This is a genomic window from Halopseudomonas sabulinigri (genome assembly GCF_900105255.1).
Taxonomy (GTDB): domain Bacteria; phylum Pseudomonadota; class Gammaproteobacteria; order Pseudomonadales; family Pseudomonadaceae; genus Halopseudomonas; species Halopseudomonas sabulinigri.
Genome location: NZ_LT629763.1, coordinates 3,359,643 through 3,373,022, shown reverse-complemented (window position 1 = coordinate 3,373,022; position 13,380 = coordinate 3,359,643). Strand labels below are relative to the sequence as shown.

Genomic DNA, 13,380 nt, shown 5'->3' with positions numbered 1-13,380 from the left:
CGCGCTCAGATGCCCGGTAACTGACCGCTGGCCTGCAGAGCGCTCGCCTTGCGCTCCTCCATCTCGGTGCGCATTTTCTCGGCTAGCGGGGCGCTCAGCAGGCGCTGCAGAAAATCCAGGTTATGCCCCTTGGAGTGGCAGTAGCGAAATACCTCCTTGATGGTGGGGTAGATCACGTCGGCCTTGAGCACGGTCAAGGCATCGCCGGCCTGCAGGCTACCGGGTTGCAACACGCGGGCATAGGCACCACAGCGTTCAGCCTTGACGAAGCGCTTGGCGAACAGCTTGTCGCCGACCCGGGCCGCCAGGGTGGAACAGGGAATGCGCGGTGCGGTAATTTCCAGCAGCAGCTCGCCGGCCTGCAGGCGGTCGCCGATACGCAGGGTCGGCCACCAGTGCGATACCGTCAGATTTTCGCCGAAGAAGCCGGGGCCCAGCTCGCGTTGCAGCTGCGCCGACCACCAGTCGATATCTTGCTGGCTATAGAGATAAATCGCCTGATCAGCGCCACCGTGGTGCTTGAGGTCGCCGATAAAGTCCTCACTGATCCCCTGGGCATCAATCGCCACCCGGCCGTTGAGCGGCTGCTTGAAATGGCCTGTACGTGCCTCTCGGCGACCGACCAGCAGCGACTTGGGCGCGCCAGCGTTAATGGAAACCAGATGCACTTCATCGGTAGAAACAGACATGGGACGGCCCACTCCAACAGGACAAGACAGAGGCAGCAGTGCAACGGATCGGCCGCAGCCTGTCAACTCCCGCGGCGCGTCAGGTAGTCCCGCCCGAGAAACAGAAAGTGCGCGGCGCCGAGCAGTGGCATGACCACCAGCAACATGGTCGCCGCCGGCGACAACCGCATTCCCTGATAGAACGCCAGCACGGCGCCAATACCGATCAACAGGGCGAATACGATAGCCCTGGGGCTAGCGACCTCCCGCCTCGGGTAGGCCACCTTGAGCACCAGCTGGATAACGCCCCATAGACCGATGAAGCCGCCCAGCAGCATGCCTGTGAGTTGCCAGCGCAACAGCGGCTCAGTGCTGTCGGCAAAGGCCAGTGGCAAGGCCACCAGCCCCAGACCCAGCAGCAGTACCGGACCGCTGAAACAGACGATCGCCTCCAGCAGATAGACCCGTCCGCGGCCGCGCAACAGCGCCACAAACCCGCTCATCAGGCCGCTACCACAACCCAGGCCAGCAGCGCCGTCATCAGCATGAGCAGTAAGCAGCCCATGCTGAACAGTCGGCGGCGCAGCGGTACCTGATTGCTGCCAGTGTGCACCAGCGCATGGCCAACACGGCTGAGTACGAACAGCCAGGCCAGCACCTGCGCCAGCCACCCCGCCGCCCCCAGTTGCAACAGGGCCAGCACCAGAACGTAAAAAAGTATGGGGACTTCAAACTGGTTGCGAATGCAGTTGTTTATCTGCAAGACATTGTCGGGCCAGGCATCATCGTGCAGTGCGCGGCGCGTCTCGTCGACCGCGCCCGCCGCCAGCGCCTTGGTCTTGGCACGGGCGAGCGCGACATACAGCGCCAGGGTCAGTGCTATTTGCAGCAACAGGGGTAGCAGAATCAGGTGTGTGGTCATCTTGTTGTTTTCCTGGGACCGGGAGTGGCCAAGATAGCCGCCTCCCGCGCAGACGGCAATCGCCCCTTGCCGCTCAGTCGAGCATCTTGCTCATGCGGTAGCGCGGTAACCGCACTCCCGCGCGCTCGACCTCTTCACGCGCGTCGCTGGTAAAGCCCTGACGCAGGAAAAACGGCTGCGCCAGCAAGCTGGCTTCGGTACACAGGCGCTCCACCCCGCGCTGCCGTAGGCGCGTCTCGGCTTCACGATAAAGTGCACTGGCCACCGCGCGCCGCGCTACCCGCGGGGCACAGAAAAGCATGTCGATGTGCCCATCCTGCGCGTAGCCGATAAACCCCAGCAGCCCGCTTGCGTCCTCGGCCAACAACACCTGCAGGCCGGCCAACCGCTGCTGCCAGAACGTGATGTCGGGCGTCAGCGGAGCCCAGGCATGGCGCTGCGCAGAATCATAATGCTGGCCAGCAAGGCCATGCACGGCAGCGGTGAAGAGTGCGGCACAGGCCTTCGCATCGGCGGCCGTGCCCTCACGCAGGCGCATTACCAGTCCAGTCAAATTCCATCTGCCGCGCTGTGCGCTCGGCCAGGTCACGCGAATGCAGACGTTCCACCAGATGCAGGCTCATGTCGATGCCGGCGGAGATGCCGGCCGAGGTGACCCGCTTGCCCCGATCGACCCAACGCTGGCGTTCGAGCACCTCGAGCTGCGGATAAGCGGCGCGCAGATCGGCGATGTCTTCCCAGTGCGTGGTCACCTGTTCGCCATCCAGCAGACCGGCCTGGGCCAGCAAAAAGGCGCCGGTGCAGACCGAGGCCATGATCTGTACCTGCGCGGCCTGGTCACGCAACCATTGCAGCATCTCGGTATGCTGCAGCTCGGCTGTGTGCACACCACCCGGTACAATCAGCGCCTGCAGCGGCGGATGGCTGCGCAGGTCGTGATCGGGTATCACGCGCAGGCCGCCGCGTGCGGTCACCGGCGCCGCCACGCCGGCAATCAGCGACACCTGGAAACAACCGCTCGGCTCACTCAGCCGCGCGGCGGTGGAGAACACCTCAAAGGGGCCGGCAAAATCCAGCACTTCGGCCTGCTCGTAAAGATAGATTCCAATATTCACCGCTACTCCTTCCCGGTTTTGTGCTTCAGCCACGCAGCAGCGCTTCACGCTGGCCTTGGGGCAACGCCTGCAGGGCTTTCTGGTAAGACCAGTCGATCAGCGCCCGCAACTGCTCAGCGGGCATCTGCTCTACACTGACCAGGGTGACCCAGTGGAACCGCTGCAGATAGCGCGCAGGCTGAATGCCGGGCTGGTCGGTCAGTTCAAGATAGCGCTCGGGCATCACCCTGACGCTGAAACGCCACTGCTGCGGTTGGCTGGTCTTGAAGTAGGCAAAGCGTTTTTCCGCCAGCCGGTACACCAGCACATTGGTCGGCGTGTCATGCAACTCGCTGCTGGCCCCGGGCAGCGCGGCGCAGTAGGCCTTGACCTCGTCAACCGTCATGTTCGCCGCCCTGCCCGGCATATATCAAAGCCTTGCCATGCCGTGCCTCCAGCCCCAACCGCTGCGGCCTGCTCAGCCCCTTGACCACCAGCGCGTAGGAATGATCAATCATGCGCTGCAGCTCGCCCACCGGAATCGAGCCGTCATTCCGAACTGTGTTCCAGTGACGCTTGTTCATGTGGTAGCCGGGCGTTACGGCGGGAAACAGGTCCCGCAAGCCGATCGCCTGCTGCGGATCACACTTGAGATTGACGCACAGTGCGCCCTCACGCTGCATAACCAGCGCAAACAGCTTGCCCTGTACCTTGAAAACCGCCGGCTCAGGGCCAAAGGGGAAGTCTTCTTCGGCTTCGGGTTTGCTGAGCAGATAAGATCGCAAGTCCATCTTCAAGCCGCTCAGGTATTCTGGCCGATGCGCCAGAGCACGCCGGAGGGGTCGGTGATGGTGAAGTCGAGCATCCCCCAGGGCTGCTCTTCCAGCGCGCTCAGGCGCACCCCGTATTTGCCCAACAGATCGGCCTTGCTCAGCGCCGCATGCCAGGCAGCGGCATCCTCCACCAGCAGGTGCATCATGAAGTTGTCGGCCAGCGCCGCCTGATAGAAGTCTTGCAGCAAGAAGCTGCAATCGCCCAAATGAAAATAGGCCACATCGCCCATGTCGGAGGCCAGGGTGAAGCCCATGTCACGATAGAAGGCCTTGCTGGTGGCATAGTCTCGCGAGGGGATAAAGGCCTTGATTTCAGATGCAGTCAGCTTACTCATATACGCTCCTTGTGTAGGCGTGCCATGGCTTAGAGTTCAGCGCCTGCCGCCGGAAACAGCAAGTAAAAACAGGTGCCGGCCGCCGAGGTAGTAAAGCCCACCTCACCGCCCATCTGCTCTACCAGCCCGCGCGTGATCGGCAGACCCAGGCCGGTGCCACCGGTTTTACGTTGCGAGGAACTGTCGGCCTGGGCGAAACGCTCAAACACCTTGTGCTGAAAGGCCGGGGGGATACCTTCTCCCTGATCGCTCACTTCGATGCGCCAGTGCGTGCCCGCTTTCACCCGGCTCACCTGCACAATAACCAGCCCGCCTGCGGGGGAAAACTTGATGGCATTGGATAGCAGGTTGTCCAGCACCTGTTTGAAGCGGGTGGCGTCTACCCGCACCCGGGCTTGCTCGAACGGGTTGTGGTACTCCAGACGCAGTTCGCGCTGAGCCAGCATGCCATCCAGTTCCTGCAGCGCGCTACGCAGCAGTTCGTCCAACGGCATGTCCTGCAGCTCCAACTGCAGCCGGCCGGCGATAATCTTGTCGATATCCAGCAGATCGCTGATCAGCTTGAGCAGATGGTCGGCGTTGCGCCTGGCCAGCGCCACCATGCGCTGGGCCTCTGTCGGCAAGGTGCCAACCGCGCCACCTTGCAACAGCCCCAGCGTGCCGAGAATACTGGTCAGCGGCGTGCGCAGCTCGTGATTGATCGTAGAGATGAATTCGTTCTTTATCCGCTCGGTCTCGGCGCGCAGCGCCTCATGCTCGCGCTGCTGGCGCAGCTTGCTGGCGCGCAGATAGCCAACCGCCAACAACAGCACCAATAACGCCGCATATAGGCCCAGACGGTAGAGCAGCAACTGCGCGTCTTCACCGCGCTGCTGCAGCACCAACCGCCAGGTCACCCCGGGCAGCGGAATGAGCATGGCCTGCTGCATACGCCCTGGTTGCAGGTCAGCGCCCCAGAAGCGGGTGTACTGCTCACCCTCAAGGCGCTGCAGCTGCAGATTAAGATCTTGCCAGCGCGGCTCGCTATCCACCATGCCCAGTAGCGCAGGCGCATCCATTACCGTACTGACCAGCCCCCAGTACGCGCCGTCCATATAAACCGGCGTACGATAAATCAGGCCCATGCCGCCCTGTACCAGTGGCAGCGGCCCAGCCAGCGCCGGTTGCTGGCTACGCATGATCTGCTGCACCGTGGCCCACTGTTTAGGTACATCGGGGTAATACAGTCCCAGCGCCGCCTCGTTGCCCTCGCGCGGGAAAATCAAGGCGATGCGGTTGTCCGGCGCTATGCCGATATTGATCAGGTAGTCGACTTCCTGGTTCATGCTGGCCAGCCAGGCTTCAACCTTCTCAGGCTCTTGCAAGCCACGCTGACTTTGCAGAAAGGACACCAGACCGCGGCTCAGATAAATGCCGTCGCGCAGGCGGGTTTCCAGTGCGCTGCGCACCTCTGCGCCGCGCAGCAGCAGCTCCTGCGAGCTTTGGCTGCGCGCAGAGACGCCGATCTGCCAGAGCAGCAGTTCGATCAGCAGCGCGCCCAACAGCAGTATCAGCAGTAGCGTGCGCAACAGGGGGCGAAGGTATGTTTGCATTCAAGCGCGACGTCGCGGCGGCCTATCCTGCGTCCAGTCTAGTGCAGACTGGCGCACCAGGTTCAAGCCAGACATAACAGCAACAAGGCCAGCGCGGCGGGCGCGGCCTGCACGTAGAGAATCTTACGGCTGGCGGTAAGCGCACCGACGATCCCGGCAAGCAGCACGCAACCCAGACAGAACAGCTTGATACCATCACCAGCCGGACCCAACGCCACGCCCCAGATCAGGCCGGCGGCAAGAAAGCCGTTGTACAGCCCCTGATTGATCGCCATGACCTTGGTCGCGGCGGCGCTCTCGGGCGTTTGCCCGAACGCCTTGAGCCCCAGCGGCTTGTCCCAGAAGAACATTTCCAGCAGCAGAAAGTAGGCATGCAGCAAAGCGACCAGCAGGGTGACGAACGACGCGAGACTGTACATGGTGATTCCTTGTTGGTTATGCCGACACTGTAAACCGAATCAGCTGTGCAGCAACAGACGCCGACGCGCACGCGCTGGCGTATCGCCGTTCCAGCGCCGGAAGGCACGATTGAATGCGCTTTGCTCGGAGAATCCCAGTAGCAGCGCGATGTCGCTGAGCAGCAGCGCCGGATCGGCCAGGTACTGCTGCGCCAATTGCTGGCGCAAGCCATCCACCAGGCCGCTCCAGGTGTCCCCGCGCGCCTCCAGCCGGCGTTGCAGGCTGCGCACTGACAGGTGCAGCTCCGCGGCCACCCGGTTCAGGCTCAGCGTTCCCTCCGGCAGCAGCCGCAGCATGCATTGCTGCAAGGCGCGGGCGAAGGCATCCGAGGCTGGTAGCGCCAACAGCAGCGCCTGCGCCTGGCGGTCCAGCATCTGCTGGACGCCGGGATCGCTGCGCGGTAAACGCAGCGCCAATACCTCAATCGGGAAATCCACTTGCGTAGTGCCGGCAGAAAACCTGACCGGACAGCCGAAGAACGCCTCATAGGCGTGCGCCTCAGCCGGCGCGGCAAAGGCGAAACTCACCCGACAAGGCCGCAATGACGCCGCCAGCAGCCGCTGCAACAGACTCAGCAACGCCGCAATGGCAACGGTATCTGCCAGTTCACCAGTCGACGCCTCGGCGGGCCAGCACAGACTCACCTCATCTGCGTTCAGGCCGACCTGCACCAGGTCTTCACCATAAAACAAGCGCTCATAGCGCTGGTACGCGGCCATGCCCTGCGCCAGATCGTGGCACGCCAACAGCAGATAACCCAGCACACCGACATGCCGCGGCTGTATCTGCGCGCCGACCTGCAGCGCGGCCAGCGACCGCGATGGCGCCAAGGCTACCGCTTGTTCCAGCATGGATTGCCACAGCGGCATGGGCACCAGATCGGCAGGCGCACGGCTGTCGAGCAACAGCCGCAGCCCGGGGGCTGGCAGCTGTTGGCTGTCGAGCCAATCGGTCAGCAGTTGTACCCAGGCGCCGGTTACCCGCAGCGGCGTCGCCATTGCACCTCCCTTATTGGCACTTAAAGTCAAAACTACGGCGTATCAAGTCAATATAGCTGGTTTTCAGCAGCGCATGCTGAGTGCATAAAAATACATCGATGCTTGCGAGGCGCCGCGATGAGCTTGTTTGACATGTTGCAACAGGTACTGGCCGATAGCGGGCTGGGCTGGCTGGCCCTGGATGAGCGCCAATTGGTGTTCATGCTGGCTACTCCGGTGTTTATCGGCGTATTTGCCTGGGAATACCTGAAGATCCGCCACGATCCCGCCCTGGTAGAGGGGCGCGAGGCGCTGCGCAACTTCGCCCTGGGCGCCGGCTATCAGACCACCGAGCTGCTGTTTGCCGGGCTGATCGCCTTCCCGGTGTATGCCTTTGCCTATCACCATCGGCTGCTGGATATTCCGCTGACTCTGTTCACCGCGGCGCTGCTCTGGCTGCTGACCGACTTCTGCTTTTACTGGATGCACCGCTCTTCGCACCGGGTGCGCTGGCTATGGGCGGCACACGTCACTCACCATTCCTCGGAGCGGATGAATTTCTCGACCGCCATGCGGCAGAATGCGACCAACATCTTCAATGGCGGCTGGCTGTTTTACGTCCCGCTGGCGCTGATCGGTTTCAATCCGGTATGGATCGGCGTGTGCTACGCCCTCTCGCTGGTCTACCAGTTTTTTATCCACACCACTCTCGTCGGCCGCTTGCACCCGGCCATCGAGTTCGTGTTCAACACGCCCAATCACCACCGTGTGCATCATGCGCGCAACGCGGATTACGTGGATACCAACTACGGCGGTGTGTTCATTGTCTTCGACCGGCTGTTTGGCACCTTCACCTGCGAACGGGCGGATCAGCCCATCGAATACGGCATTACCCGCCCGCCGCAGCACAACAATCGCCTGTGGATGCACTGGCTGCACGAGTACCGCGATCTGGCGCGGGACATGCGCAAACCAGGTCCGCTGCGTCAGCGCCTACGGCACCTCTGGCGCCCGCCGGAATGGCAGCGCGGCGACGACTGACCCGCCGCCTAGGCACCGCGGGTATAATCGCCGGCCATGAAACTCGATCGCTTCATCAGCAACCGCACCGCACACAGTCGGCAGGCCGCGCGCCTGCTGATTGCCAGCGGCCGCGTGCAGGTTGGCGGCCGGGTCACCCACGATCCGCGGCATGAGGTCGATCAGTTTGTGGCCATCAGCCTGGACGGCCAGTTGCTGCAGGCACGCGAGGCGCACTTTCTGATGCTGCACAAGCCGGTCGGCTATCTCAGCGCCACCCGCGACCCGCAGCACCCCACGGTGATGGAGCTGCTGCCGGCGGCCCTGGGCGAGCAGCTGCACATTGGCGGACGACTGGATCGCGGCAGCTCCGGCCTGCTGATCCTGACCAACGATGGCTTGTGGTCACGGCGCCTGACCGAGCCGGGCATCAAACTACCCAAGACCTACCACGTCACCACCCTGCGGCCGATCAGCGCCGAGACCGCCGAGCGCTTTGCCGTAGGTATCTACATGACCACCGAACAGCTCACCACCTCACCTGCTCAACTGCAGCAACTGGGCCCCTGCGAGGCCCGATTGACCATCTATGAAGGGCGCTATCACCAGATCAAGCGGATGTTTCACGCCGTGGGGAATCAAGTGGCGGCGCTACACCGCGAGAGTATGGGCGACATAGTGCTCGATCAGGCATTGCTACCGGGCCAGTATCGCGCCCTTACCGCAGCCGAAATCGCCTCGGTCGATCAGCCAGCCTCGGCCTCCAGGTCCTGATAGCAGTCCGGCTGGAAGCGCGGCGAGCAGATCGCCAAAAACACCAGCGGCTCCGAGCCGATGTTGCGAATGCGCTGGGCACAACCGGCAGGGATCAACACCATGTCGCCCGGCGATACCTTTTGCGGTAGCAGCTCCCCGAGTTCCACGTCGCCCTGCCCGGCCTCGATCAGATAACGCTCTACCACCCCTCCGAGCGCATGCCAGCGGGTCGTTCCCCCCACCGGCACCCGCGCACGGGCCACCGAGACAGCCGGGTCCTGCTCGCTGTTGGACAGCTCGGTGATAAAACAACCTTCTTCAAAGTAGTATTCAGTGCCCGGCTCCAGGCGTTTGATCAGCGGTAGCACAATCGGTATCTCCCCAAGGCAAGACGCATGGATAGCGAGCGAGTACTCGATAGCGCGAGCCGTTATCGCTTGCCTCACTGGTGAACAAACACAGCTCCGTGACCGCCCAGGCGGGCAACTGCAGCTGACGGTGGCGGGCCAGGAATTCGGCCGGGCTACCGGCTCCGCTGCTGCAGCGTGCCAGTGTGACATGCGGCACGAAGCGCTGCGGGTCGGGCGCCAACTCAGTGGCCAGCCGGGCATCAAGTCTGTCGCGTAACCTTTGCAGCGCAGCGGTATCGGCAAGGCCAGCCCAGAGAATGCTGGGCCGGGTGGGTGAGCCGAAATAACCCACCCCATTTATTTGCAATCGGAAGCCGTCCCAGCGCAAGGCCGCCAATGCCTGTTGCACTCCGTTGGTTTGCGCAGCGCTCAACTCGCCGAGAAAGCGCAACGTCAGATGAAGTTGCGCCGGGGTTTGCCAGCGCAGGCCGGGGCCAGGCTCGGCCAGAGGGACCAGTGCCTGGGCCTGTGCGGCGGGCAATTCAAGGCCGATGAACAGTCGCGGCATCGGCCTGCTCAACGTCGTGATAGCGCGCCCGCACCCGGCGCAGATACTGCCCGGGCGTGAGCCCCACGACTGACTTGAAGTCGTGACTGAAGTGCGCCTGATCGCTGTAGCCCGCCCCATAGGCCACATCAGCCAGCGGTTCAGGCTGCACTTGCTTGAGTAACTCGCGGCTGTAGGCCACCCGGTGCAGGCGACTGAACTGCTTGGCCGTGAGGCCCAGATAACGATTGCACAATCGCTCCAGCTGACGTTGCCCCAACCCGCTCTGCGCCACTATCTGAGTGAGTGGCTGTTGGCCGCGCGACGCGCGTAACAGGGCAAGCGTTTGCGGTAACGTGCTGGCGATACCTGCGCTCCCGGCCAAGGCACCGCACAACGCGGCTTCCAGCAAGGCGACGCGACTGGGCAGATCCGGCGCCGCCTGCAGCTGTTCAGTCACGGCTGGCAAGTCAAAGCGCAGGTAGTGCGCGCCGTCCAGCCCCAACACCTCACCGGCAAACTCACTGGCCGCGCAGCGCCAGAACGCGGCTCCCATACCGGGACGAAAGCGCACAGCGAACACCTGCACTCCCGCCGCCAGGGAGAGCTGCGCGGAGTGCGCCGCGGTCGGACTGAACAGCACGCCCTGGTGCGCGCGGACTCCGTTGATATTCAGCTCCCCCGCCAACTGAAACAGCAGCGAGCTGCCGCCATCGTGGTGCAACAGCTCGCTGTGCGGCGACTGCTGCGCGGCGGGCAGCGCCAGTTCCCAGTAATGCTGCACATAGGGCGCCAGCGCCCGCGCCGGCAATATCTGCCGGTAACCAAAGGGCGCCAGATTGCGTTGCCAGGCAGCCTGCTGCGGGAACTGAGCCAGGGTCGAAGTCATGCCCGCAGCATAGCAAAGCGCCGTGCGGCGCATGTCGGAAATCTACAATACCGCCGGCGCCAGCGCGGCTAGTTTGGGCTCTCATTCACCTGAAGGAGCAACACCATGCGAGTCGACTATTTTACCGCGGCACCCGGCGTCGCCCGCGCCATGCTGGGCTTGGAGGGCTATTTGAACAAGGAAGCGGTGGGCGACGACAAACTGCCCAAGCGGCTGCTTGAACTGGTCAAAATCCGCGCCTCGCAGCTCAACCACTGCGCTTATTGCCTGGACATGCACACCAAGGACGCTCGCGCCGCCGGCGAGACCGAACAACGCATTTACGCGCTCAATGCCTGGCGCGAGACACCCTTCTTCGATGCTCGCGAGCGCGCAGCACTGAGCTGGACCGAGGCCTTGACCCAACTCACGGATAATCGGGTGACCGAGGCGCTATTCGAGCAGGTACGCGCCTGCTTCAGCGACCGTGAACTCAGCGACCTGACTTTGGCCATCGCCGCCATCAATGCCTGGAATCGCTTTGGTGTGGGCTTCGCACCCGAGGTAGGCGGCTATCAACCCGCCTGATGATAACCTCTGGCGCGGCAACCTGATTGACAGTGTCAACCATTAAGCATAAGGTTGACACTGTCAACATAAAGCGCCGCTCCGATCATGCCAGCTACCGCCCTCAATGAAGCCCTGCAACGGGTTACCCATGCTTACCGTTCGGCCATGGCCAGCGCCATTCGCGAGGCCGAGGTGCCATTGCCGGTGACCCACGTACGCGTACTGAAGGCAGTGAGCCATTTGCCTGACTGCACCGCACAGCGAATAGCCCAGCGCCTGCGCCGCGACAAGGCGCAAATCACCCGCGTACTGAATGAACTATTGACCAGCGGGTTGATCTCTAAACGCGACAACCCCGCCGACCGCCGCAGCCAACTGCTGGAACCCAGTGCCGCCGGCATGGCGATGATGCAGCGTATAAAACAGCTGGAGCAGCAGACTCTGGCACGCATGACCCGTGAGATGAATGCCGATGAGGTGGCCCTGTTCATACGCCTGGCCGGGCGCATGGCAGACAATCTGGACGCACCCGCGTCCGACCACTGACTGTGCTGGAGGTATCCGCATGAAACGACCCGAATCCCGTCTGCTGCAAGTAATCCGCAGCGCCGCTGTCACCCCCAACATGTTGCGCGTGACCCTGGGCGGCAACGGCATGAGCACCTTTCCCGCCGAACAGGACGGCGCTTACATCAAACTGATGTTCCCGCCGCAAGGCGAAGGCAAGGGCATCGTGCGCACTTACACCGTTCGCCATCAGCGTGAGCTGGAAATGGACGTCGACTTTGTCCTGCACCACGACGGTGGCCCCGCTGCGACCTGGGCGCAGCACGCGCAGCCGGGTGACAGCATCCTGATTGGCGGCCCAGGCCCCAAGAAGCCGCTGAACCCGGAAGCCGACTGGTATCTGATTGCCGGCGACATGACAGCCCTGCCGGCCATCAGCGTCAACCTGGAGCAACTGCCCGATCAAGCGCGCGGTTATGCGGTACTGGAGGTTATCAGTGAGGCCGATATCCAGCCGCTCAAGGTACCGGCCAATGTCGAACTGATCTGGCTGGTCAACCCGCATCCGGGTGAACAGCCTGACCTGCTGGTTGAACGTTTACAGCCACTGCCCTGGCTGGAAGGCCGACCCAGTGTCTGGGCCGCCTGCGAATTCAGTGGCATGCGCGCGCTGCGCCGCTACTTCCGTGAGGAGCGCCAGGTGGAGCGTGGCGATCTGTATATTTCAAGCTACTGGAAACTCGGCAGCAGCGAAGACCAGCACAAGGTGGTCAAGCAGCAGGACGCGGTAGCGGCCGATTAATCAGCGGCGCGGCGGTCCAGCTTGAACTGCAGCGACTTGCGCACTGAGGGCCACTCACTATCGAGGATGGAGAACACCACGGTATCGCGGCGCGCGCCGTCCGGCTCCAGCCGATGGTTGCGCAGTACGCCGTCCTGCTTGGCGCCCAGCCGGGCAATAGCGGCGCGCGACGCCTGGTTGTGCCAATGGGTGCGTAACTCGACGGCGATTGCGCCCAATTGCTCAAAGGCATGCTGCAACAACGCCAGTTTGCACTGGGTGTTGATGGCGCTGCGCTGCACCCGGCTGGCGTACCAGGTGTAGCCAATCTCCAGGCGGCGATTGACCGTGTCGGCGTTGCAATAGCGTGTGGTGCCTATCACCTTGCCGGTGGATTTCTCTATCACGGCAAATGCCAGGGCCCGGCCCGCCGCCTGCTCGCTGAGCGCATAATCGACGTAGGCATCCAGGGTGTCGACACCGGGAACCTGGGTGTACCACAGCTCCCAGAGCCGTCCGTCGGATGCGGCGTCAAGCAGCGCCGGCTTGTCCGCTGCCCGCAAGGGTCGCAGCTGCACCAGCTCGGTATGTAACTCCACTTCGTGCAGCCAGTTCATGCATTTTCTCCTTTGGATATGGCGACCTGCTGCTTGCGCAAAGCACGGTACTGCAATCGCGCAAACCCGTAATACAGCGCCCACTGCAGTAGCAACAGCAATACCAGGTAAGCCGCCAGTAGCTGCGCAACATAGTGCAGGGTGTCGGGATCGAGCAGCGCCATGAATTCACGCACCTGCTCCATGAACGCCAGCAGTAAACCGCCAACCACCAAGCCTGCGAAGGCCAGGGTCGCTAGCATGGCGCAGAGCGACAACACCAAGGCCTCGCCCCCACCAAGCGCCTGTTGCCGCTCGCGGACTACCCAGGTAGCGGCATAAATAGTCGCCGCCGCAAACGTGGCGGCGGTGGCGCCACTACCCAGATTCAGGTCGAAAAACACCTGAACGGCGCCAATAACCAATGCCACCAGCAGATAAACGCCCATATAGCGCAATGTACAGCGCATCCAGGGTAGTGTTGCTTGCATGCGTGTGCTCCCGT

At 62.8% G+C, this 13,380-nt stretch carries 21 protein-coding genes; 5 read left to right on the top strand and 16 right to left on the bottom strand.

Annotated elements, in window-relative coordinates; all coding sequences use genetic code 11:
* Positions 1–5 precede the first annotated feature (5 nt).
* From BLU26_RS15315 to BLU26_RS15265, 11 genes are all read right to left on the bottom strand, one after another.
* A complete protein-coding gene (locus BLU26_RS15315; protein ID WP_092287732.1) occupies positions 6–689 on the bottom strand; it encodes an MOSC domain-containing protein in 684 nt (227 codons plus the stop codon).
* A gap of 62 nt (positions 690–751) precedes the next feature.
* Positions 752–1,171, bottom strand: a complete 420-nt coding sequence (locus BLU26_RS15310) for a hypothetical protein (protein WP_092287731.1) — start codon at positions 1,169–1,171, stop codon at positions 752–754.
* On the bottom strand, positions 1,171–1,590 hold the full coding sequence (locus BLU26_RS15305) for an MAPEG family protein (RefSeq protein ID WP_092287730.1): 420 nt from the start codon (positions 1,588–1,590) through the stop codon (positions 1,171–1,173). The genes BLU26_RS15310 and BLU26_RS15305 overlap by 1 nt, the downstream gene beginning before the upstream one ends.
* Before the next feature lie 73 nt (positions 1,591–1,663).
* The gene (locus tag BLU26_RS15300; protein WP_092287729.1) at positions 1,664–2,128 is read right to left on the bottom strand and encodes a GNAT family N-acetyltransferase; all 465 of its coding nucleotides are present in this window, start codon (positions 2,126–2,128) and stop codon (positions 1,664–1,666) included.
* On the bottom strand, positions 2,115–2,705 hold the full coding sequence (locus BLU26_RS15295) for a DJ-1/PfpI family protein (protein WP_092287728.1): 591 nt from the start codon (positions 2,703–2,705) through the stop codon (positions 2,115–2,117). The genes BLU26_RS15300 and BLU26_RS15295 overlap by 14 nt, the downstream gene beginning before the upstream one ends.
* A 25-nt stretch (positions 2,706–2,730) precedes the next feature.
* Entirely contained in the window at positions 2,731–3,090 is a 360-nt protein-coding gene (locus BLU26_RS15290; RefSeq protein WP_092287727.1) for an MmcQ/YjbR family DNA-binding protein, read from the bottom strand.
* Positions 3,080–3,475, bottom strand: coding sequence for an MmcQ/YjbR family DNA-binding protein (locus BLU26_RS15285; protein ID WP_092287726.1), 396 nt, complete (start codon positions 3,473–3,475; stop codon positions 3,080–3,082). The genes BLU26_RS15290 and BLU26_RS15285 overlap by 11 nt, the downstream gene beginning before the upstream one ends.
* Positions 3,476–3,486: 11 nt before the next feature.
* On the bottom strand, positions 3,487–3,852 hold the full coding sequence (locus tag BLU26_RS15280; protein ID WP_092287725.1) for a VOC family protein: 366 nt from the start codon (positions 3,850–3,852) through the stop codon (positions 3,487–3,489).
* A 29-nt stretch (positions 3,853–3,881) separates the two neighbouring features.
* Positions 3,882–5,444 carry a sensor histidine kinase gene (locus BLU26_RS15275; protein ID WP_092287724.1) on the bottom strand — a complete coding sequence of 521 codons (1,563 nt, stop codon included), beginning with the start codon at positions 5,442–5,444 and terminating at the stop codon, positions 3,882–3,884.
* A 62-nt stretch (positions 5,445–5,506) separates the two neighbouring features.
* Positions 5,507–5,863, bottom strand: a complete 357-nt coding sequence (locus BLU26_RS15270; RefSeq protein ID WP_092287723.1) for a DUF1304 domain-containing protein — start codon at positions 5,861–5,863, stop codon at positions 5,507–5,509.
* 39 nt (positions 5,864–5,902) lie between these two features.
* A complete protein-coding gene (locus tag BLU26_RS15265) occupies positions 5,903–6,901 on the bottom strand; it encodes an AraC family transcriptional regulator (RefSeq protein ID WP_092287722.1) in 999 nt (332 codons plus the stop codon).
* 117 nt (positions 6,902–7,018) lie between these two features.
* Here BLU26_RS15265 and BLU26_RS15260 point away from each other — a divergent pair, with 117 nt between their 5' ends.
* Both BLU26_RS15260 and BLU26_RS15255 read left to right on the top strand, forming a co-directional pair.
* A complete protein-coding gene (locus tag BLU26_RS15260) occupies positions 7,019–7,921 on the top strand; it encodes a sterol desaturase family protein (RefSeq protein WP_092287721.1) in 903 nt (300 codons plus the stop codon).
* Between the two features lie 36 nt (positions 7,922–7,957).
* Positions 7,958–8,674 (top strand): pseudouridine synthase, encoded by a 717-nt coding sequence (locus BLU26_RS15255; protein WP_092287720.1) that lies wholly within the window; start codon positions 7,958–7,960, stop codon positions 8,672–8,674.
* Here the strand turns inward: BLU26_RS15255 and BLU26_RS15250 are convergent.
* The 3 genes from BLU26_RS15250 to BLU26_RS15240 are packed head-to-tail and all read right to left on the bottom strand — an operon-like array spanning position 8,647 to position 10,442.
* Positions 8,647–9,024 (bottom strand): cupin domain-containing protein, encoded by a 378-nt coding sequence (locus BLU26_RS15250; protein WP_092287719.1) that lies wholly within the window; start codon positions 9,022–9,024, stop codon positions 8,647–8,649. The two genes, BLU26_RS15255 and BLU26_RS15250, sit on opposite strands and share 28 nt — an antisense overlap.
* Entirely contained in the window at positions 8,987–9,574 is a 588-nt protein-coding gene (gene thpR / locus BLU26_RS15245) for an RNA 2',3'-cyclic phosphodiesterase (RefSeq protein ID WP_157719378.1), read from the bottom strand. The genes BLU26_RS15250 and thpR overlap by 38 nt, the downstream gene beginning before the upstream one ends.
* Entirely contained in the window at positions 9,549–10,442 is an 894-nt protein-coding gene (locus BLU26_RS15240) for an AraC family transcriptional regulator (protein ID WP_157719377.1), read from the bottom strand. The genes thpR and BLU26_RS15240 overlap by 26 nt, the downstream gene beginning before the upstream one ends.
* A 105-nt stretch (positions 10,443–10,547) precedes the next feature.
* Between BLU26_RS15240 and BLU26_RS15235 the strand changes: the two genes are divergently transcribed.
* The 3 genes from BLU26_RS15235 (at position 10,548) to BLU26_RS15225 (ending at position 12,300) form a co-directional block, all read left to right on the top strand.
* A complete protein-coding gene (locus BLU26_RS15235) occupies positions 10,548–11,009 on the top strand; it encodes a carboxymuconolactone decarboxylase family protein (RefSeq protein WP_092287716.1) in 462 nt (153 codons plus the stop codon).
* Positions 11,010–11,096: 87 nt separating this feature from the next.
* Entirely contained in the window at positions 11,097–11,537 is a 441-nt protein-coding gene (locus BLU26_RS15230; protein ID WP_092287715.1) for a MarR family winged helix-turn-helix transcriptional regulator, read from the top strand.
* Between the two features lie 19 nt (positions 11,538–11,556).
* Positions 11,557–12,300, top strand: a complete 744-nt coding sequence (locus BLU26_RS15225; protein ID WP_092287714.1) for a siderophore-interacting protein — start codon at positions 11,557–11,559, stop codon at positions 12,298–12,300.
* Here the strand turns inward: BLU26_RS15225 and BLU26_RS15220 are convergent.
* Positions 12,297–12,896, bottom strand: a complete 600-nt coding sequence (locus BLU26_RS15220) for a GNAT family N-acetyltransferase (RefSeq protein WP_092287713.1) — start codon at positions 12,894–12,896, stop codon at positions 12,297–12,299. The genes BLU26_RS15225 and BLU26_RS15220 overlap by 4 nt on opposite strands.
* Positions 12,893–13,366, bottom strand: a complete 474-nt coding sequence (locus tag BLU26_RS15215) for an ABZJ_00895 family protein (RefSeq protein ID WP_157719376.1) — start codon at positions 13,364–13,366, stop codon at positions 12,893–12,895. The genes BLU26_RS15220 and BLU26_RS15215 overlap by 4 nt, the downstream gene beginning before the upstream one ends.
* Positions 13,367–13,380 lie beyond the last annotated feature (14 nt).